The 20,119-nt window shown below is 69.7% G+C and carries 16 protein-coding genes and 2 tRNA genes; 8 read left to right on the forward strand and 10 right to left on the reverse strand.

The window, feature by feature from the left end:
• Positions 1 to 20: 20 nt before the first annotated feature.
• From BKN51_RS16765 to BKN51_RS16795, 7 genes are all read right to left on the reverse strand, one after another.
• A tRNA-Val gene (locus BKN51_RS16765) sits at positions 21 to 92 on the reverse strand.
• A 35-nt stretch (positions 93 to 127) separates the two neighbouring features.
• Positions 128 to 202, reverse strand: a tRNA-Val gene (locus BKN51_RS16770).
• 88 nt (positions 203 to 290) lie between these two features.
• Positions 291 to 2,129 (reverse strand): serine/threonine-protein kinase, encoded by a 1,839-nt coding sequence (locus BKN51_RS16775; RefSeq protein WP_101608549.1) that lies wholly within the window; start codon positions 2,127 to 2,129, stop codon positions 291 to 293.
• 9 nt (positions 2,130 to 2,138) lie between these two features.
• Positions 2,139 to 4,022: a serine/threonine-protein kinase gene (locus BKN51_RS16780; protein WP_101608550.1), complete on the reverse strand. Its 1,884-nt coding sequence runs from the start codon at positions 4,020 to 4,022 to the stop codon at positions 2,139 to 2,141.
• A gap of 46 nt (positions 4,023 to 4,068) precedes the next feature.
• Complete coding sequence (locus BKN51_RS16785) at positions 4,069 to 6,315, reverse strand: heavy metal translocating P-type ATPase (protein WP_101608551.1); 2,247 nt, start codon at positions 6,313 to 6,315, stop codon at positions 4,069 to 4,071.
• Between the two features lie 389 nt (positions 6,316 to 6,704).
• Entirely contained in the window at positions 6,705 to 7,826 is a 1,122-nt protein-coding gene (locus BKN51_RS16790) for a DUF6801 domain-containing protein (RefSeq protein ID WP_101608552.1), read from the reverse strand.
• Between the two features lie 72 nt (positions 7,827 to 7,898).
• Complete coding sequence (locus BKN51_RS16795; protein WP_101608553.1) at positions 7,899 to 9,134, reverse strand: DUF6801 domain-containing protein; 1,236 nt, start codon at positions 9,132 to 9,134, stop codon at positions 7,899 to 7,901.
• 487 nt (positions 9,135 to 9,621) lie between these two features.
• Here BKN51_RS16795 and BKN51_RS16800 point away from each other — a divergent pair, with 487 nt between their 5' ends.
• The 3 genes from BKN51_RS16800 to BKN51_RS16810 are packed head-to-tail and all read left to right on the forward strand — an operon-like array spanning position 9,622 to position 12,008.
• Positions 9,622 to 10,191, forward strand: a complete 570-nt coding sequence (locus BKN51_RS16800) for a hypothetical protein (protein WP_101608554.1) — start codon at positions 9,622 to 9,624, stop codon at positions 10,189 to 10,191.
• Positions 10,192 to 10,219: 28 nt separating this feature from the next.
• A complete protein-coding gene (locus BKN51_RS16805; RefSeq protein ID WP_101608555.1) occupies positions 10,220 to 11,434 on the forward strand; it encodes a lipase family protein in 1,215 nt (404 codons plus the stop codon).
• A gap of 7 nt (positions 11,435 to 11,441) precedes the next feature.
• The gene (locus tag BKN51_RS16810; RefSeq protein WP_233223121.1) at positions 11,442 to 12,008 is read left to right on the forward strand and encodes a GtrA family protein; all 567 of its coding nucleotides are present in this window, start codon (positions 11,442 to 11,444) and stop codon (positions 12,006 to 12,008) included.
• On the opposite strand, the gene BKN51_RS16815 is transcribed toward BKN51_RS16810, so the two are convergent.
• Complete coding sequence (locus tag BKN51_RS16815) at positions 11,948 to 13,144, reverse strand: PucR family transcriptional regulator (RefSeq protein ID WP_101608556.1); 1,197 nt, start codon at positions 13,142 to 13,144, stop codon at positions 11,948 to 11,950. The genes BKN51_RS16810 and BKN51_RS16815 overlap by 61 nt on opposite strands.
• Before the next feature lie 315 nt (positions 13,145 to 13,459).
• Between BKN51_RS16815 and BKN51_RS16820 the strand changes: the two genes are divergently transcribed.
• The 5 genes from BKN51_RS16820 to BKN51_RS16835 all read left to right on the forward strand — a co-directional run bounded on the left by BKN51_RS16820 (position 13,460) and on the right by BKN51_RS16835 (position 18,820).
• Positions 13,460 to 14,680, forward strand: coding sequence for a helix-turn-helix domain-containing protein (locus BKN51_RS16820; protein WP_101608557.1), 1,221 nt, complete (start codon positions 13,460 to 13,462; stop codon positions 14,678 to 14,680).
• Between the two features lie 342 nt (positions 14,681 to 15,022).
• Complete coding sequence (locus BKN51_RS16825) at positions 15,023 to 16,012, forward strand: alpha/beta fold hydrolase (protein ID WP_101608558.1); 990 nt, start codon at positions 15,023 to 15,025, stop codon at positions 16,010 to 16,012.
• 108 nt (positions 16,013 to 16,120) lie between these two features.
• Positions 16,121 to 16,246, forward strand: coding sequence for a hypothetical protein (locus tag BKN51_RS44680; RefSeq protein WP_255414878.1), 126 nt, complete (start codon positions 16,121 to 16,123; stop codon positions 16,244 to 16,246).
• A 106-nt stretch (positions 16,247 to 16,352) separates the two neighbouring features.
• Complete coding sequence (locus BKN51_RS16830; RefSeq protein ID WP_168214339.1) at positions 16,353 to 17,543, forward strand: helix-turn-helix domain-containing protein; 1,191 nt, start codon at positions 16,353 to 16,355, stop codon at positions 17,541 to 17,543.
• A 32-nt stretch (positions 17,544 to 17,575) separates the two neighbouring features.
• Positions 17,576 to 18,820, forward strand: a complete 1,245-nt coding sequence (locus BKN51_RS16835) for a PucR family transcriptional regulator (protein WP_101608560.1) — start codon at positions 17,576 to 17,578, stop codon at positions 18,818 to 18,820.
• 142 nt (positions 18,821 to 18,962) lie between these two features.
• On the opposite strand, the gene BKN51_RS16840 is transcribed toward BKN51_RS16835, so the two are convergent.
• On the reverse strand, positions 18,963 to 19,601 hold the full coding sequence (locus BKN51_RS16840; RefSeq protein ID WP_101608561.1) for a hypothetical protein: 639 nt from the start codon (positions 19,599 to 19,601) through the stop codon (positions 18,963 to 18,965).
• An 11-nt stretch (positions 19,602 to 19,612) separates the two neighbouring features.
• Positions 19,613 to 20,116: a hypothetical protein gene (locus tag BKN51_RS16845; RefSeq protein WP_101613261.1), complete on the reverse strand. Its 504-nt coding sequence runs from the start codon at positions 20,114 to 20,116 to the stop codon at positions 19,613 to 19,615.
• Positions 20,117 to 20,119 lie beyond the last annotated feature (3 nt).

Below are 20,119 nucleotides of genomic sequence, written 5' to 3' on the forward strand. Positions count from 1 at the left end.
GGATGGGGTCTTCACTGCGGTGGGCGATACTGGGATCGAACCAGTGACCTCTTCGGTGTGAACGAAGCGCTCTCCCCCTGAGCTAATCGCCCGTGGTACGAACTCCGGTTCACCGGGGAAGCGAACCTGGTGCGCGATACTGGGATTGAACCAGTGACCTCTTCCGTGTCAGGGAAGCGCTCTCCCGCTGAGCTAAACGCGCGTGTGTAGTTGTTCGTACGGGAGCTAGCTTAGCGGACCCGTTTCCGGGCCCGCAAAGGGGTTCCCCTCTCGATCAAAACGCAGGCAGCTCAGGGTTTCGGCAGCCGCGAAGCGACCGAGGCCGCGATCTCCTTCGTCCGGTCACACGGGCTCCCGCTCCCCTCCCGGGCGAGCAGCCGGACGGCGACGTGCTCGGCCTCGCGGTCCGGCAGCGGACGGTGCTGCCAGGTCACGACGCAGTTCGAGCCGCCGAACTCCCGGATGTCGCCGGTGACACCGTTGCCGAGGTCGACCGGCGAACCTTCGGGCGCGTACGCACCTCGCTGCAGCTCGACGGTCAGCGTGTCCCCGCCGCCCTGCCACTCGCAGATCCGCAACGTCCGCGGAGCGGGCTGCGTGTTGGGCACGTTCTTGGTGAGCGCGGCCGGATCCACGACCGCGCACGGGTCGAGCGGGAGCAGGCTCGCCGGGTCGCCGGCGCGGTCGACCTCGTGCGTGCGCAACCGGGCGAGGGCGGCGGTCAGCATGTCGTCGGCCGCCTTGCAGGGGTCGCCGTCCTTGCCCGGATGCGAGACGACGACGCCGAGCTTCCGATCCGCCGGAAGCTGGACGATCGAATCGCATCCGCCGCTGATCGTGCTGCGCAGCAACGGAAGCCCTTCGGCGGTCCGGTCCGTCCGCTCGACGTTGCTCACGCCGTCACCGATCCGGATCTCGAAAGAGGCGTCTCGGAGACCGGTGTACTTGCAGCGGGCCGGGTAGATCGGCCCCGTTTCCGGCTTGAGGGTCCCGGACTCCTGCACGAACCGACCGGCGAGCACCTTGCACGGATCCACCAGGCGCAGGCGTTCCAGGCTGAGCGCCTCGCTCACCGCCAGCGACGCCGTACCCGGCGCCTCGGGCTTCGCGTACTCGGCGACGGAGAGACCGAGCGCGACGATCCCGGCGACCACGAGCAGGACGACCGCGGCGAGCGCGCCGAACAGGAGCTTCTTCGTGCGCGGCGCCATCTTCTTCGGCGGCGGCCGCCAGATCGGGAGCGGCAGGGCCAGCACCGAGCGCACTTCGGCGTCCTGCTGCCGGATCCGGGCGTGCACGGCGGGCGGCCAGGGAGCCATGCCGGGCGGCACGGGTCCGAGGTGGTCCAGGATCTGTTCCGGGGTGGGGCGGCGGGCCGGATCCTTGGCCAGGCACGGTTCGGCGAGCCGCCGGATCTCGTCCGGGACGTCGGTGAAGTCCGCGGCGACGTGCACGACGTTATACAGCGTTTGCGGCGCGGTCGGGCCGGTGAACGGGCCGCGGCCGGTCGCCGCCATGACCAGGATCGCGCCGAGGGAGAACACGTCACTCGCCCCGGTGACCTGCCCGCTGCCCGCCTGTTCCGGCGACATGAACGCGGGCGACCCGATGATCGCGCCGGTTCCGGTGAGCTCCTGTGCCTCCTCCGCCACCCGCGCGATGCCGAAGTCGATCACCCTGGGCCCGTCACTCGTCAGGATGACGTTGCTGGGCTTGAGGTCCCGGTGGATCAGCCCGGCACGGTGGATTTCGGTCAGCGCGGCGGCGAGCCCGGACGCCAGCAGGCGTACCGACGCGGCGGGCAGCGGTCCGGCGGCGTCCACCGCCTCTTTCAGGGATGGTCCGGTGACGAAGACCGAGGCGAGCCAGGGCGTTTCCGCCTCCGCGTCGGCGTCCATGACCGCGGCGGTGTACGCGCCGGACACCAGCCTCGAGGTGGCGACCTCGCGCCGGAACCGTTCGCGGAACCGGGGATCGTGTGCGAACTGGGCGTGCAGCTGTTTGACCGCGACGAGCCTGCCATCCGGGGCCAGGCCGAGCACGACCCGGCCCATGCCGCCTTCACCGATTTCGGCGATGATCCGATACGGGCCGACCTGCCGGGGTTCGCCGGGGTTCAACGGTTTCACTGATCAGCCCTAGGGTTTCGGAAGTTTTTGCAGCAGCGCACCGGCGAAGCCCTTCGCCTTCTCGCAGGCCTCGTCGGCGGTCATCTTCGTCCCGCTGGTGCCGACGGTCAGCTCGACGTTCTCGCCGTCGCGCTCGCTGACGGACCGATGCTGCCAGGTCAGCGAACAGGAGGAACGGGCGACGCCGTCGTCCTTCTTCGCCAGGTACACCGTGGTACCGCCGAGATCCAGGGTGGTGGAACCCGTGTAGTACGAGTCCTTCGTCTGGGACGGCGGGTACGCCCGCACGAGACTCAGCCGGACACTGCCCGCCGCGTCGTACCGGCATTGGTGCAGGTGCTCGCGGATCGTTTCGACGACCGGGCCGATCAGCCGGTCCGTGGTCGCGGCGCCGACCAGCGCGCACGGGTCCAGTGGCGCGAGGGTGCCCGCCGGAAGCTCGCGATCCTGGCCACCGGCCCGGATCCGTTTGACCGCGTCGGTGAGGGCCGCCTTCACCACCGAGCATGCCTCGTCCTTTGTGGACATCGAGTTCACGTCGGCGCTCAGCTTGGTGTTCGGCAGCCCGGCGACCGGGACCGCGACCGCGCACGCGTCACCGGAGCCCTTGATCCGCAACGGAAGTCCTTCGAGCTCGCCACCCGCTTCGCCTTGGATCAGGTCGCCGCCGACCTCCAGCTCCAGCCACTTCCCCGCGGGCGAGGTGTACGTGCACGAATCGAATTGGAGATCGATCTCCACGCTCAGCTTGCCGAACCCGGGTACGTCGCGCCCTTTGAGCACCTTGCACAGGTCGACCCGCCGCAGGTTGTCCGGTCCGAGCGGATCCTGGTTGACCGGGGTGGCGACCGGTTCGTCCGGGAGCTGCGGCGAACTCGGCGCGGCGGCGGCCGGGGGCGGGTCGTCCTTCGACAGCGAGACAGCCGTGATGACGCCACCGGCCAGCAGTACGACGGCGGCCGCGGCGAGTCCCGCGATCAGGCCGCGGCGGGATCGCTTCGGCGGAGGCGGGTTCAGCAGCCGCCGGACCTCGGCTTGCTGGGTCTCGATGAGGTGTGAGACCACCGGCGGCCACGGGCTGGTCATCGGCGGGATCGGCCCCAGCCGTTCCAGCACCCACGCCGGGGAAGGCCGGTCCGCCGGGTTCTTCGCCAGGCACGGCTCGACGATCTGACGGAGCTCCGGCGCCAGATGCCGCAGGTCGGGCTGGACGTGCACGACGTTGTAGAGGGTGTGCGGAGTGGACGTTCCGGTGAAGGGATTCGTCCCGGTCGCGGCCATCACGAGGAGCGCGCCCAACGAGAACATGTCGCTCGCCGGGGTCAGCGGTTTGCCCTCGGCCTGCTCCGGCGACATGAATCCGGGCGAGCCGATCACCGCGCCGGTGTGCGTGAGTTCCGAGTCGCCCTCGACGGCGCGGGCGATCCCGAAGTCGATCACCCGGGGACCGTCACCGGCGAGGATGACGTTGCCCGGTTTCAGGTCCCGGTGGATCAGCCCGGCGCGGTGGATGTCGCCGAGCGCCAGCGCGAGTCCCGCGGCGAGGTGCCGGACCGCCATCGGCGGCAGCGGGCCGCCGGCGGCGACCGCTTCGGACAGTGCCGGTCCCGGCACGAACACCGAGGCCAGCCACGGTGTCGGCGCGTGTGGATCGGCGTCCATCACCGGAGCGGTGTAGGCGCCGGACACCAGCCGCGACGTCGCGACCTCGCGGCGGAATCGCTCGCGAAAGCCGGGGTCGTGCGCGAACCCGGGGTGGACCTGCTTGATCGCGACCAGGCGCCCGTCGGAGGAGATCCCGAGCAGCACCCGGCCCATCCCGCCTTCTCCGAGCGCGGCGAACACCCGGTAGCGCCCCACGCCGGTGGGTTCGCCGGTGTTCAACGGCTTCACGAAGGCCCCCTTGTCAGGGGCGATGGTACAAAACCACCCGGAAGTGTCACGCAGCCCGTCGGTCCGCCCGGCCGAAATCCTTGAGACGAAGGCTGTTGGAGACGACCAGCACGGACGACAGCGACATCGCCGCCCCGGCGATCAGCGGGTTCAGCAGTCCCAGCGCGGCCAGCGGGATCGCGGCCACGTTGTAGCCGAACGCCCAGGCCAGGTTCCCCCGGATGATGCGCAGGGTCCGATCCGCGAGCCGGATGGCGTCGGGGACCACGCGCAGGTCTTCGCGGACCAGCACGACGTCGGCCGACCGGATCGCGATGTCACTGCCCCGCGCCATCGCCATGCCGAGATCCGCGGTGGCCAGCGCCGGGCCGTCGTTGATCCCGTCGCCGACCATCGCGACCCGTGCTCCCCCGGCCCGCAGTTCATCGATGACCTCGGCTTTCTCGGCGGGCAGCACACCGGCCCGCACGTCGGAGATGCCGACCTCGTCCGCGACCACGCGGGCGGCGGCTTCGTTGTCGCCGGTCAGCAGCACGGTCCGCAGGCCGAGCGCGTGCAGGGCGTCGACCGCGGCCCTCGCCGACGGCTTCACGACGTCCCGGACCACCAGATGCCCGGCGACCCGGCCGTCGATCGCGGCCAGGATCACCGTCGCGCCTTCGTGCTCGGCCTCCGCCAACGCGTCGACGACGTCGGCCGGGACCGCGACCTGCCGACCGGTCAGCAGGCGGAGGTTGCCGACGAGGACCTCGTGACCGTCGACCACGCCGCGCGCGCCGAGTCCCGGCAGCGCGGCGAAGTCCTCGACCTCGGGCAGTTCCGGCAGCTCGGCCCTGGCCGCGGTCACGACGGCGGCCGCGATCGCGTGTTCGGAACCGGCCTCGACGGCCCCGGCGAACCGCAGGACCTCCGCGGCGACGAATCCGTAGGCGGGGCGGCATCCGGTCACCGTCATCTTCCCGGTGGTCACCGTGCCGGTCTTGTCCAGCACCACGGTGTCGACCGTGCGGCTCGCCTCGAGCGCGTCGGGCCCCTTGATGAGAATGCCCAGCTGGGCACCCCTGCCGACCCCCGCCATGAGCGCGGTCGGCGTGGCCAGCCCGAGCGCGCACGGGCAAGCGATGATGAGGACGGCGACGGCCGCCTCGAAACCGTCGCGAGCGGGCGCGCCGCTGAACAGCCACACCGCGAGCGTCAGCACGGCCACGCCGAGTACGACGGGGACGAACACCGAACAGATCCGGTCGACCAGGCGTTGCACGGCGGCCTTGCGGGCCTGCGCGCGCTCCGCCAGCGCCGTCATCTGGGCCAGCTGGGTGTGCGCGCCGACCGCGGTCGCGCGGACGACCAGCCTGCCGTCCCGGTTCACCGAAGCGCCGATGACCCGGTCGCCCGCGCCGACCTCCGCGGGCACCGGCTCGCCGGTCACCGCGCTGACATCCACAGTGGACAGTCCACTGTCGACGACACCGTCGGCGGCGATCGACTCCCCCGGCTTCACCACGAACAGGTCCCCGGTGGCGAGTTCCCCGATCGGGACCATCCGCTCGGTTCCGTCCCGCAGCACCCGGACGTCCTTGGCGGCCAAGGCGTCCAGCGCCGCCAGGAGCCCGGCGGCGCCGCGCCGGGACCGGCTTTCGAAGTACCGGCCCGCCAGCAGGAAGGTGGTCACCCCGGCGGCGACGTCGAGGTAGATCGCGTCCGCTCCGGCCGCGGTCGGGCCGAAGCCGATCCAGTACCCGGGTTCGGCGCCGCCCGCGAAGGCGGACCAAGCCGACCACGCGAACGACGAGAGCACGCCCAGCGACACCAGAGTGTCCATACTGGACGAACGATGCCGGAGATTCCGCAGCGTGGCGCGGTGGAACGGCAGCGCGGACCAGAACACCACCGGAACGGCCAAGACGAGGCACAGCAGCTCCCAGCCGGGGAACCGCAGGCGCGGCACCAGGGCGAGGGTGATCGAGAGGTTCCCCAGCGGGATCGCCAGCAGAGCGGCGACGACCAGACGGCGGCGGAGATCACGGACCCGCGCGAAGCCGGTGTCCGGATCCTCTTCCCCGCGGATCTCGGCCGTGTAGCCGGATTTGCGGACCCGCTCGATGAGCACTTCGTCGGCCAGCGTGCCCGGCACCTGAACGGTCGCGCGCTCGGTCGCGTAGTTCACCGACGCGCGGACACCGTCCAGTTTGTTCAGGGTGCGTTCGACCCGTGCCGAACAGGCGGCGCAGGTCATCCCCGACACGGTCAGCTCCACCGTGCGGACGGCTGCCTCCGGCGCGGAAATCGTCATTCTTGGCACTCCCAGGGATTCACCAGTGGTTCCTTGGTGGTGGAACAGGTGTCCCGTGAGGTGTCGCCAGGCAGATTACCGCCGCCGGGAACCGGGCCCGCGTCCGGCCCGACTAGTGCGATGGTGGTGAGAACAGAGGTCCCGTGCCTCGTAAGGATGGTTGATGCTCCCAATGTCGCATTTGAGTCGCTGAGCGTCTCAGATGCGACATTGGGAGCATCACCAACTGGAGTGGGCGAGTGAGCTGATCGGAGTGCTTGGCGTGACCGGTGATGCGTCGGTACAGGTGGTCGTGAGTAGGCCACACCAGCCTCCCGGGGTGTCGCGAAAGCCACTTTCGCGACGTCTCATGTCCCGAAAGTGGCTTTCGCGACACGGCCGCCAGGAAGTCAGGACTTGCGCGGCGTGAGCACGAGATCGAACGTGTTGCCGTCGCCCTGGACGAACGAGCTCAAGTACTGGGTGAACGCGCCGCAGCCGGTGAGCGGCGCCAGCGAGTAGGTGCCGATGAGGGCGCCGCCGCCCGCCATGGTGAAGCCGTCCCCGGTGCGCAGTTCCGCGGTCGACGGGGCCGACGTCCGGCACCCCGGCCCGCTGCTGACCGGCATGCCGATGAGCGTGACGAGCGGGAGGACGGTGGTGAACCGGGGCCGCGCGACGAAACCGGTCCCGGCGAAGTCGCCGCCCTGCGGTCCGTCCGCGACGAACTCCAGATCGGCCGCGCCCGGCAGGAAGCCGAACAGCCGGAAGTCGGCGTGTGCCTTGTCGAACGCCGGGCCGCCGGTGAAGACCGTGGCCGAAGTGGCGCTCAGGTCGAACCCGCCGGACAGCGGCGCGGTGGCACCGAGCGCCTTGACGCCGGTCTTGCCGGCGACCGTGTACTGACGTCCCGCCGGCTTGTCACCGAGGTCGAAGGAGAGCAGGACGGGGTCCTGGCCGGGGTCGAGCGTGCAGTCCGAGGTGAACGAACCGATCCCGGTGAACGAGCCGTCGGCCTTCTTCGGGGTCAGGCGGGTGGTGAAGTCGCCGACCGTCAAGGTCGTCTTGCCCGGCTTCGCGAGCGTCACCGTCGGCACGGAGCCCGTCGCCACCGTGCTGAAGGTGCCGGACGGCGGCAGGTCGGTCTTGGCGACGTTCAGCGGGATGCGCACCGGGAAGGGGTTCGCGTCGCCGTTGACCAGCGTGACGCCCGCCGCCGCGGTGCCTTCGATGGTGGCGGCGCCGACGAGGTTGAGCCCGCGCGTCGCCTTGTCCGGCACGTTCACGGTGATCGTCAGCCCTGAGGTGCTGAGCGTGCCGCCGGGAGCGGTCGGGACCTCGAAGTCGGCCTTGATGTTCACGTCGAGCTTCTGCAGCCCGATCAGCGGGAACGGGCAGGTGAACGACAGTTTCTTGTCCACGGGGGTGCCGGCCGCCGCGCTGCGGACGGCGACGAAGAGCAGGCAGCCGGCGGTGAGCAGGACGATGAGGCCCGCCGCGAGCAGCATCCGGACATTGATGCGAAGGGGCATGGTCGCCTTCCTGGACGGCCTGAGACGGCACCGGTCCCCGCCGCGGATCGCGACGGGGACCGGCTTGCCTGGCTACTTCTTGGTGAGGTTCAGATCGAGCGTGTTGCCGTCGCTCTTGGCGAACGCACTGATGAAGTCGTTCAACTGACCGCAGTTCTGCAGCGCCGACAGCGAGTAGGTACCCGACAGCTTCCCGCCCTTGAGCAGGTCGAAGTCCGGACCGGTGGTCATCACGCTGGTGGACGGGCTGACCGTGCCGCACTTCGGGTCACTGCTGATGGGAATCCCGAAGACCTGCACGCTCGGCAGGAACACGTTGAACTTGATGTTCGCCTTGAAACCGGTGCCGATGAGCTCACCGGTCTGCTTGCCGACCTGCTCGACCTTGATCTCCGAACGACCGTCGACGAACCCGAACAGCTTGAACTGGGTGGACGACGGGTCGAGCTTCAGATCGCCGGTGAAGGTCTTCGAAGCCAGGTCGACGTCCGCGTCGAAGCCGCCGTTGATCGGCGCGGTGCTGCCGAGCGACTTCAGCGCGGTCTGACCCTTGATGCCGAACGCGTACTTGATCCCGCCGCCACCGGGGGTGGTGGTCGTAGTGGGCGGGGTCGTGGGCGTGGTCGGCGTCGTGGGGGTCGTGGGTGTGGTCGGCGTGGTGGGGGTGGTGGGCGTGGTGGTGCCGCCACCGTCACCGATCTTGATCGTCGCCAGGGTGTTGTTCTGGCCCGGATCCTGCGTGCACGGCGCGTCGATCGTGCCGTCCGGCGTGATGCCGGTGACCGAACCGTCGGCCTTGCGCGGGGTGACCTTCAGCTGCAGGTCACCCACGGTGATCTTCGCCTCGCCGGGCTGGTTGAAGGTCAGCGAGGGGGTCTTGCCCGCCGCGTTGATCGTCATCTCGCCCAAGGTGGGGATGTTCTGCTTGGCGATGTCGTTGGGCACCTTGACCGGCAGGTTGAGCCCGGGCGCCGCGACGTTCGCCGCCGCGATGGCCTGGCCGTCCAGCGTGGTCGCACCGATCAGGTTGAGCCCGCTGACCGTGTCCGCGTTGATCGTGGAGACGGCCTTGATGTCGAACGTGCCGGTCGGCTGACCGGTCTTGACCGACAGCGGAAGATCGGTGTTGATCACCACCTTCAACGACTGCGACCCCACGAGCGGCAGGTTGCAGTGGTAGTTGAGCGGCAGCGAGATGGGATCGGCGACACTGGACTGTGCCCCGACCACGAGTACCGCGGTGGCAAGCCCCACGGCACCGGCAGCGGCGGCGGCGACCGCCTTCTTTGTTCCTCTACGGTGACTCACGATCGTCCTTCCGTGGTATCAACGATGATACGAAACGGCGTACAATTCCCCAGAGCACTGAAATATCGGCCCGAGAGAATTCTCCGGGTAGCGACGATGTCTGACGGATCGCAACCGAACAGTAAACTAACGACGCCCCCGCACCGCTATCAAGGGCTTCTCCGGAAAAGTTGACGCGCCGCCGGTAAATTGTCACCCTGGCACGGTGCACCCACCCGGTTCCTAGTAGCGGCACATGGGTTTCCCCAGTACAGAGCCACTTGAGACCGGATTCGAAACCGCTGACGCGGGTGACAATCACGCGGCGCGAAACTATCTCGCGCATGCCAATCACCTTTTCCCGGCCCCGCCTCGCTTGCCTGACGGAATCCTTCGTGAGTAACCTCGCGGTTCAGCAAGCCGGTCACCGCCGACCACCGCGGATTCCCGCCCCTCGTGCCACGGCCGGCCCTTTTTCGCCGAATTCGACGGGGAAACCATGAAAAGAATGCGCCGCACGGCAGCGCGAATCGCGTTCGCCACCGTCTCAGCGACCGCCGCGGCGGTCCTGCTGACCGCCTGCGGGTCCGACGAGCCCGCCGACACCGGGCGGCACGCCGACCCCGCCGCGCTCGCCTGGGTGGACAAGGTGTGCTCCGGAGTCGCGACGGGCTCGGCGAAGCTGTCCCAGCCGCCCGCGTTCGATCCCGCCAATCCGCAGGTGACGAAGACCGCGATGGTGGGCTTCCTGAACTCGCTCTCCGCCGCCCTCGACGACATGGCGGGCGGGATCCGGAACGCCGGTGTGCCGCCGGTCCCGGATGGACAGTCCGCTGTGGACAAGGCCACCACCACTCTCGGCGAGACCAAGACGAAGGTGGCCGCCACGCTCACGAAGATGCAGGGCGCGACGGTCACCGACCAGGCGAGCCTGCAGAAGGTGGTCGCCGAAGCCGACACCACGATGAGCGGGCTGAGCGAGCCGGAAGGCCCGATCAAGCACCTGCGCGCCAACCCGGAACTGAACCTCGCCTTCGCCGAATCCCCGACCTGCCGCCAGGTCTACGGCAACGTCTGAACCCGTCCCGCACTCTGGAGGCCCGGCCGTGCCGATCTCGTTCCCCCGCCCGTCCCGCCGGACACTCGCCGCCGTGCTGGCGATCGTCCTGTCCGCCGGTCTGCTGACCGTGCTGAGCGGGAGCCCGGCGAATTCCGCCGCCCCCACGGCGTCCGACGACTCGTTCTACACCCCGCCGTCCCCGCTCCCGGCGGGCAAACCGGGTGACATCATCCGCTCACGTGTCTCGAAAGCCGGACCGCGTAAGGATTCCGTCAACGCGTGGCAGGTGATGTACCTGTCGACGGACGCCCTCGGGCGGCCGGACGCGGTGACCGGGACGGTGCTGGTGCCGAAGAACGCCGACCCGGCGAAGGCGCCGATCGTCTCGTTCGCCGCCGGTACGCAGGGTCCGGCGTTCGACTGCGCGCCGTCGAAGATGGTCGACATCGGCGCGTTCTACGAGCAGTCGGGTCTCGACGACGCGCTCGACGCCGGATACGCCGTCGCGCTGACCGATTACGAGGGCTACCGCCAGGACCCGAAGACGACGTACGTGGTCGGGCGTTCGGAAGGCCCCGCGGTGATCGACGCGGTCCGCGCCGCGCAACGCCTGCCGGAAGCCAAGCTGTCCACCGATGCCAAGGTGCTCTTCCGCGGGTACTCGCAGGGTGGCGGGGCGGCCGCCTGGGCGGGCGAACTGCAGCCCTCGTACGCCCCGGAGCTGAACCTCGTCGGCGTCGCGGCGGGCGGTGTGCCCGCCGACCTCGTCCAGGTCACGCTGCAACTCGACGGGAAGCAGGGCTTCGGCGTCTTCGCCTACGCCCTCCTCGGCCTGGACAAGGCGTACCCCGAGCTGAAGCTGGACTCCTTCCTCAGCGACAACGGCCGCGTGAAACTGGCGGAGATGCAGAAGAGCGCGTGCACGTTCGAGCTGCTCACCACCTACGCGAACCAGAGGATCGCCGACTACACGACCAGCGCCGGTTACGTACGGCCGGAATGGGTGAAGCGGCTCAACGAGAACAAGCTCGGCGGCACACCCCCCAAGGTCCCGGTGTTCCTTTACCACGCGACACAGGACCAGCTCGTGCAGTTCGCCCAGGCCGACGCGCTGCACAAGGCCTACTGCGCCGCCGGGGTCAAGACGACCTGGAAGACCTTCGAGACCGATCACATCACGGCGGTCTACACCGGCAACGCCGACGTGCTCGCCTTCCTCAAGGACCGGGTCGCGGGCACCCCGGCGACGTCGAACTGCTGAGCCCGCGGTGCTCAGAACCGCCCCAGCGTCCTTTGTGGACGACGCGGCGCACGGCGGTGCGCGGACCGGCAAGCGGCGTGAGCTGCTCCGGTTCGCCACCGTCGGCCTCGCCGCGTTCGGCCTCACCCTCGGGACCAACTACGGGCTGAAACTCACCGTCCTGCAAGCCAAACCGGTCACGGCACTGGCCATCGCGACCGTCGTGGCGACGGCCTTCGCGTACCTGCTTTCCCGCCGCTGGGCGTTCCACACCCGCGGCGGCAGGCGCAGGCTGCACGAAGCGGCGCTGTTCTTCGCCGTCAACGCGATCGCCGTGACGATCAACCTGTGCCCGCCCCTGATCTCGCGTTACGTCCTGCGTTTCGAGGTCCCCGAGGTCAGTTTCCTGGCACAGGAGATCGCCGACTTCGTCAGCGGGATGCTGCTGGGCACCGCGGCGGGTTCGGCGTTCCGCTGGTGGGGCTACCGCCGCTGGGTGTTCCCGGTGGCGGGAGCCCGTCAGTGCCTACGGAATCAGACGTCGGCGGGCCTCAGTCGTTCCGCGCGCAGCGCGAGTTCGATCCGCAGCCGCTGATCCGGATCGTCCAGCCGTTCGCCGAACAACTCCGTGAGCCGCCGCAGGCGGGCCCGGACCGTCTGCGGGTGCACGGCGAGCTGCCGGGCGATCTCGGGCGCGCTCCCCCGCGTCTGCACCTGCGTGAGCAGGGTCGCCGCCAGCTCGTCGTGCTGCCGCGGCGCCAGTCCCGACAACGGTTCCAGCGCCTCGACAGCCAGCTGATCCAGCAGGAACTCGTCAGCGAGCAGCAACAGCGTGGTGATGTGCTCCTCGCACCACAGCACCGGGCCGACCGTGGTGATCATCCCCCGCTGGGCCAGTTCGGACGCGCGGCGCGCGATCCGGAACGACTCGGCGGCCTGTGCCGTCGGGACGGACACACCGACCGTCGCCGACCAGCCGGAAGGCAGTTCCCGCAGGCCGTCGAGGTCGGCTTCGGGACACGCCACCAGCGCGCCGGGCGCGTCGGAGACGAGATCCGCGGGCACCCCCGAGGGCAACAGTCCTGAAGGGAACGCGGGCGCCCCGGGAGCCGCGCTGAAGACGACGGCGGTGATCCGCTGCGGGATGCGCCAGCCGATCGCGACGGCGAGCGCGCCGGCGTCGGCCTGGGTGTATCCCGCGCCGCCGGTCAGCAGCCGGAACAACCTGGCCCGCTGCTCCGCGGGCCCGGTCGCCTCGGCCTGCGCGGCGTTGTAGCCCTCGGTCAGCGCCATCGTCACCTCGACGACGTCGCCGAACAGGCATTCGGCCGCGCCGTAGAGCACGTCGCCCGAAAGCTGGAGCTGACGGCCCGCCGCGGCGATCGAACGCCACAGCACCCGGCTCGAGACCCTGAACGCGGCCTGCGCGGCCTCGCGGCTGAGTCCTTGATGGAACGCGATCCTGCCCTGGGCGCGGAAGTCCGCCAGCAGGTCGTTCTGCAGCAGTTCGGGGACGCCGACCCGGTCGATGGCGCGTTCGATGCTGCGCCGGGTCAGCTCGACGGCCGCGGCACGGGCGTCGCTGTCGCTGAAGACCTCGGCGCATTCGGCGATTTCGGACATCACGCCTTCGACGCAGTACCGGGCGATCGCCGGGATCCGCGGCCGGACGGCGTCACCGAGTTCCCTCGGCAGGCGTGCCCACAACGAACCAACGGGCTGCCAGCTCACGTGTGCGTTCTCCCGCTGTGAAGTAGGCCGACGATTACGGGCACCAATTCCCTTTCGTCCGCGCGCCACCGGCGCACTCGAATGCACGGAGCGTAGAACCGGCGCCACATCCGTGTCAAAAGCCGCCACGCCGAAACGCCCATCCGTGTCACCGGCGCGGCGTGCCGCGACTTTCCGTCGCCAATTCAACGTCACATTCGTGGTACACGCCGTCGGCCGATCCAGTAGAAACACTCCCGGCACCCGGTCCGTCGATCCGACGCGGTTGTGCAAAGGGATTCATGTTCCCGTCCCCGGTTCGAAGAAAATCAAAGGGTGGTCTTCGTGGTCGAGTACCGCAGTTTCGGCATGCTGGCGACGTTGCCGCGTTCGCTCGGCGAAGAACTGCGTCCGTATGTCGGTCACGCCGCAGCGGCCATGATCAAGCAGGTGCAGCGGTCGGTCAGCGCGTATTCGCTGCCGTTGCGCGGCGTCTTCGGCCGGGTCCTGGTCGTCTCCTGCGAGCGGGCGGTGCAGCACTACGTCGACTGCATCGGCGACCCGGACGTCCCCCACGACCGCTGGATCGAGTTCTACCGCCTGCGCGGACGGACCGAGTTCGCGGAGGGCCGCGGCCTGGAACCGTTGCACGACAGCGCGACGGTCGGCGCACGGGCGGCCTGGCGCGCGATGCGGCCCATCGTGCGCGGACTCCGCGTCGGCCCCGACGTCATCGCGCTCGCGGCGGAGTCGGTCTTCGTCTACGTCGACGAACTGTGCGCCACGACGATCGAGGGCTACCAGGAGGCGGAAGCCAAGGCGGCGGGCGCGATCCCGCTCCGGCGCCGCCGCCTGCTCGAACTGATCTCGCAGGCCCCGGAAGGGTCCGCGTGCAGCATCGCGAGCCTGGCCAAAGGCGCCGGATGGCGGGTTCCGGAGACCGCGGCCATGGTCGCGCTCCAGCGCACCCCGGGTGCCCCCGGCTTCCCCGCCCATCTCCTGGACGACACCGTGCTGCACGACCTCGACAGCACCGAGCCGTATCTGCTCACCGCCGATCCCGACACCGATCTCGCGCCGCTGAAGGACGGGATGGACGGCTGGCGCGCGGCGGTCTCCCCGGTCGTACCGCTCACCGACTCCCCCGCCGCCCTCCGCACCGCTCGCCGCGCACTACTGCTGACCAGCGAAGACGCCCCCGGGCCGATCGTCTGGTGCCGGGATCACCTCGCCACGCTGTGGCTGCTCGCCGAGGACTTCCTCGGGGCCGAGCTCGCCAAGCAGAGCCTCGACCCGTTCAACTCGCTGAGCGAGAAGCAACAGGAGCGGCTCAGCGAAACTCTGCTGGCATGGCTGGAAACCCGCGGTGGGGCACCGGATATCGCGCAACGGCTGGGAGTGCACCCACAGACCGTGCGGAACCGCCTTCGGCAGCTGGAAGACCTGTTCGGCGACCGTCTCAAGGACGCGGACGACCGGCTGGGCATGCAACTCGCGCTGCGCGCGCAGCGGCTTATGCGGGCCCTCCGCCCCGACGAAGGGGAACCAGGGAGCTGACGCGCCGGACCCGCCGTTCCGGTGGCCGCACGGTGGGGAGCACCCAGCGCAGGCCCCGGCGGGCACGGTTCGCCCTCGGCTGATCGATGTGGAAGTCCGCCCGGCAGGCCATCGTTTCTTCTCCCCGTGGTGACGGGTGTTTACCGACGCTTTCCTGAATACCGGGACGGTGGGAGATTGTCGATGCGAAACGGCCTCGCCGTCACGGTTTTAGCATCCGGCTCGGGGTGCGCGCCGGAATTCTTGTCATCCGGGTCGTCATTACCGGACGTGTCCGGCGACACGCTGACGCACCAGCCGTTCTACCCGTTATTTTGACGCCTGACAACGGAAAGGCGGGACATGGCCCTTCAAACGCGCACACTGACCCTGCACGGGCAGGAAATCCGCTTGCGGGAATACCTGCCGTCCACAAAGGACATCGCAGGTGAACCGCTCGTGCTGCTGCACGGGATCTCCGGCAGCGGTGAGACCTGGGTGCCGTTGCTCGACCACTTCGAGCGGACCGGGTTCGACCGCCGCGTTCTCGTCCCCGACCTTCCGGGACACGGTGATTCGGGCTCGCCACGGGCCGACTACGGCCTCGGCGCGATGGCCAGCGTGGTCCGTGACGTCCTCGCGCTCACCGGCAACCGCCACGCGACCATCGCCGGGCACTCCCTCGGCGGCGGGATCGCGATGCAGTTCGCGTACCAGTTCCCCGAGATGTGCGCCCGGCTGGTGCTCGTCGGCAGCGCCGGGCTCGGCCCGCAGGTGACCCCGGTCCTGCGCGCGACTGCGCTGCCGGGGGCCAAGGCGACGCTGTCGGCCGCCGTCAACCCGGTCACCGTCGCGATCGCCCGCGGGATCGCCGCCGCCTGCCGCAGGCTCGGCGGGAAGCTCTCCCCCGAGACCAGGGAGCTGACACGCCACCTCTCGTCGCTGGCCGATCCGGGCAGGCGGCGGGCGTTCCTGTTCATCGCGCGCAGCCTGATCGACCTCCGCGGCCAGCGCGCGAGCGCCGTCGACAAGCTCTACCTCGCCCGGGAGGTGCCCACGCTGGTCGTCTGGGGCGCGCACGATCCGCTCATCCCGGTCGGCCACGGCCGGAAGACCAGCGAACTGCTGCCGGATAGCCGCTTGACGGTGTTCGAAAATGCGAAACACTTTCCACATGTGGCCGATCCGGCCCGGTTCGGCGGCGAGCTCGAACGCTTCCTCGCCGAGACCGCACCCGCCCGGTTGAGCCTGGACGAGGTCGTCGAGGTGCTCATCCGCGCCAGCGAGGCGGCGGAGGCGCTCGAAAAGGCCCCGGAAAAGTTGTCACCCGGGCCTCATCTCAGGCCCGCCTAAGTGTCACCCGCCGCCGGATCGGACCACCCGTTCGGGTGTAGTCCATCCAGGTGGCCGATCAAGGCCCCGCCAGCCGTTGACAGTCCTCTCGGCCGGATTTTATGTTGCGTGAGCCACAAAATCTGGATCGGCTTCACCGTTGAAGAGGCTGATTTTGTTGCCAGCAAGGATAAAAAACATGACCGACTTGGATACCGGGTTCTCGCGGCACGATCTGCGGACCGCACGGCCTGACCCCGACGTGCGTAACCCCGCCACCCCGCACCGCCAGCCACCGGGTCCGGTCCAGCGACCGCGCGCCTTCACGCCGGCACCGAGAACCCCAGTGGAGAACCGACCTGTGCGCAGCACCGGTGCGAATGGACTGTGGGCGTCACTGCCGAGGGATCTCGGCGAGCGGTTCCGGCCGCGAGCCGACCCCTTGGCGCGAGCCATCCTTCAGGAGGTGCAACGAGCCGTCCCCGAGTACGCGCAGCCGCTGGAAGGCGCGTTCGGACAGATCATCACGCAGGGTATCCGGCAGGCGATCCTGCACTGCCTCGATACCATCGGACAGGGGACGACGTCGCTCGACAAGTGGTCGGCGGTGTTCCGCAACCTCGGAAAGGTCGAGTTCAAGGAGGGCCGCAGCCTCGACTGCCTGCAGACGGCCTACCGCGTCGGCGGTCGCGTCGCCTGGCGGCACGTCTCGGAATTCGGGCAGGCGATCGGAGCGGACGCCGATCTCCTGTGCACCGCGGCGGAGGCGATCTTCGCCTACGTGGACGAGATTTCCGCGCTGTCCATCGAGGGCTACACCGCCGCACAGGAGCGGGCAGCGGGCACCAGGGCGAGACGCCGGCGCAGGCTGCTCGAACTGATGCTCTCCGATCCGCCGTCCTCACCGCAGTCGATCGCGTCCCACGCCGCCAACGCCCAATGGGCGATGCCTGCCGAGGTCACGGTCGTCGCGCTGGAACGACGGCTCGGCCCGCTGGACCCCGACAGCGCCGACCTGGACTCCGACGTACTGGTCGATTTCGAGGGTCCCAAGCCCTGCCTGGTCACCGGCGACCCCGACAAGCACCTGAAGGACCTCGCCGAACGGCTTCCCGGCTGGCGGGCGGTGATCGGCCCGGCCGTGCGGCTCACCGAAGCACCGCGCTCCCTGCTGTGGGCCCGACGCACCCTGCGGCTGGTCCAGCGCGGGGTCCTGCCGGACAAACCGGTCACCCGGTACAGCGATCACCTGTCCACCCTGTGGCTGCTCGCCGACGAGTTCCTGGTCCGTGAGCTGTGCACCCGCAGCCTCGCCCCGTTCAACGACCTCACCCCCAAACAGCGGGCGCGGCTCGGGGAGACGTTGCTGATCTGGCTGCAGTCCCGGGGCAGTGCCCCGGAGATCGCGAAAAAACTCAAGGTCCACCCCCAGACCGTCCGATACCGCATGCACCAGCTCATCGATCTCTTCGGCGACCGGTTGAACAACGCCGACGACCGGCTCGACATGGAGATCGCCCTGCGCGCGGAGGCCTTGCTCGCCGAGGACTGACCAGCGTTTCCCACTCACAACGAGGTGACGAGGTGACCCGACCGCAGGATGCCCGCAGCGGGATCGAGGCGACGTACGGCCCGCTTCTCACGCCCGCTCGGCCCGATGGGTCGAGCGGGCGTGCCGTCCAGCTCTGGGCTTTGCTGCCGAGAGAGCTGTCGACCGTGTTCCGGCCGGTGCTGGCCGACGTGGCCGGAGAGGTGGTCCGCGAGATCCAGCGGACCATCCCCGACTACGCGCGGCCGCTGGACGGCGCGTTCGGGAAGGCGCTCAAAACCGGCGTCCAGATGGCGTTCCTGCAGTTCGTGGAGCGGATCGGGAACCCGGAAGCCCCGTCGGAAGACCGGCGGAGCGTGTTCCTGAGCCTGGGCGTCCAGGAGTTCCACCAGGGCCGCAACGTCGACGTCCTCCAGGCCGCGTACCGGGTCGGGGCCAGGGTGACCTGGCGCCGGGTGGCCGAGGCCGGCCGCCGCGCCGGCGTCCCTTCCGCGACGCTGTGCCTGCTCGCCGAAGCCATCTTCGCCTACATCGACGAGCTGTCGGCACTGTCCGTCGAGGGCCACGCGGAAGCGCGCGAGAAGGCCGCGGGCGCACTGGAGCGCCGACGGCACCGGCTGATGGAGCTCCTGCTCGCCGAGCCCCCGTCACCGCCTGACGTCGTCAAACACGCCGCCGACCTGGCCCGATGGCAGCTGCCGGACCTACTCGTCGCCGTCGCCCTCGACCAGCTGACCGACGAAGCCCCCGTAGCCGCGTTGACCGGGTTGGCCGACTTCGAGAGTCCCTCTCCTTGTCTGTTGCTCCCCGCTCCGGAACCGGACGAACGGGAACGCTTCACCGAAGACCTGGCCGGTTGCCGGGCCGCGATCGGCCCGGCCGTCCCACCCGCCTTCGCGGCACGTTCCTTGCGGGCCGCACGCGAGGCCCTGCGGCTCGTCGAGTCCGGCGCGCTCGCCGACGAACCCGTGACGTGGTGTGTCGACCATCTTTCGCGCCTGTGGCTGCTCAAGGAACCGTTCCTGGCCGCCGAGCTGGTCCGGGAGCGGCTCGGTCCGCTGGCCGGGTTGACCGGGAAGCAGCATTCGAGGCTGGCCGGGACGCTGCTGGCGTGGCTCGAGACCTGCGGGAACGTCCGCGAGGTGGCGGAACGGCTCGCGGTGCATCCGCAGACGGTGCGGTCGCGCGCTCAAGAGCTGGAGGCGCTGTTCTCGGACGGGCTGCGGGATCCTGAGCGGCGGTTCGAGATGATCCTGGCCCTGCGAGCTGCGCCTTCCTGAGGCTCACGCGGATCGCCGTCGGCCGCAAGTCCCCTTCACAAGGCAACCCAATGCCGTGAAGGCCTCCTTCCCTACCTTGAGAGTAGGGAAGGAGGCCTTCACGGACCGGCAGCGCAAGTAGTCGACTAGTTGCGTGGGAGGGTCAGGCGGCGGCGAGAGCGGTGACTCGCCAGCGGCCGTCGGAGCGTTCAGCGGTCACGCTCAGCTGAGCCGCACCGGAGCTCCGCTGCCCATCCCCCCGCACGCCGGTCTGGTCCAGGAACACCAGCAGCGACGCCCGGTCCCCGTCGAGAACCTTGACGCCCGAGACCACCGGCGTCGAGGTCACGACGAGTTTCTGCTCCGTCGCCAGCCCACGGACCTGCGCGAACAGCTGGTCGTACTGCCCCAGCGCGGGCCCGGTCAGGACCTCTTTCGCGGCCTTTTCGCTCTTGGCGGGATCGTCGTAGCGGTAGGAGAACACCGTGCCGAGCGCCTTGCCGACCTGGTCGCTCACCTCGGCGGTCGTGGCGACGTCGGTCAGCGCGGTGTTGTGCGTGAGGACCGCCGTCGCGTCCCGCGCTTCGATCGCGAACCACCCCGCGAGGCCCGCCATCACCAGCGCGACCGCGCCGAACACCAAAACACCCCGCCGCCGCACAGGAGCGACGATGACCGGGGGCTCCTCGGGGACCACAGAGTCGGGAGTTTCGGGGGCTTCGAGGACCCGCGCGCTCCCGCCCATCTTCCCGGCGACCTTCACGGTGCGCCGCACCGGTTTGACGGCTCGTTTCGTGGTCATTCCGTCCTCCGTCAGGGCTTTCCGGTGTCGGTCACCGGCACCTGGCCGAGCGACGTGACGCGCCATCCGTCCGGTGTCCGGTTCAGGCCGGCACGGAACCGGTTGTGTTTGGTGACGGCCTCCCCGCCGTCGGGGCGGACTTCGAGCTCGACCGAGGCGATCACCTCGGCGGTCCCGCCACCGCTGTCCACTTCGGTCACCGCGGCGTCGACGACCCGGCCGGTGGTGACGGTCTTCGCCTGGCCGATCCGGCCCAGCCCGCCTTCCCGGTCCCGCGCGAGCTCGTCGTGCAGCGCGCCGCCGGACAGGTTCAGCCAGTTCTGGTAGCCCTGTTCGGCCTGTCGATAGTCCAAAGTGGTCAGTGCGGCGACAGCCTGCCTGCCCACCTGCAACGCCTCTTCGCGGACGGTGGCCCGCGCGACGCCGTCGTCCCGGCTCGCGTCCCACCAGGAGTAGCCGAACCAGGCGGCGAACGCGGTGGCCACCACCGCTAGCAGAACCGCGAGTCGAGTCATCGT

Origin of the sequence: Amycolatopsis sp. BJA-103, assembly GCF_002849735.1 — a bacterium.
In the GTDB taxonomy this organism is placed as follows: Bacteria; Actinomycetota; Actinomycetes; order Mycobacteriales; family Pseudonocardiaceae; genus Amycolatopsis.

Bases quoted from the DNA above. Each gene is read 5' to 3' on its own strand.
- BKN51_RS16785 (WP_101608551.1), bottom strand. From the start codon at position 6,315: ATGACGATTTCCGCGCCGGAGGCAGCCGTCCGCACGGTGGAGCTGACC.
- BKN51_RS16790 (WP_101608552.1), bottom strand. From the start codon at position 7,826: ATGCCCCTTCGCATCAATGTCCGGATGCTGCTCGCGGCGGGCCTCATC.
- BKN51_RS16800 (WP_101608554.1), top strand. From the start codon at position 9,622: ATGCGCCGCACGGCAGCGCGAATCGCGTTCGCCACCGTCTCAGCGACC.
- BKN51_RS16825 (WP_101608558.1), top strand. From the start codon at position 15,023: ATGGCCCTTCAAACGCGCACACTGACCCTGCACGGGCAGGAAATCCGC.
- BKN51_RS16840 (WP_101608561.1), bottom strand. From the start codon at position 19,601: ATGACCACGAAACGAGCCGTCAAACCGGTGCGGCGCACCGTGAAGGTC.
- BKN51_RS16845 (WP_101613261.1), bottom strand. From the start codon at position 20,116: ATGACTCGACTCGCGGTTCTGCTAGCGGTGGTGGCCACCGCGTTCGCC.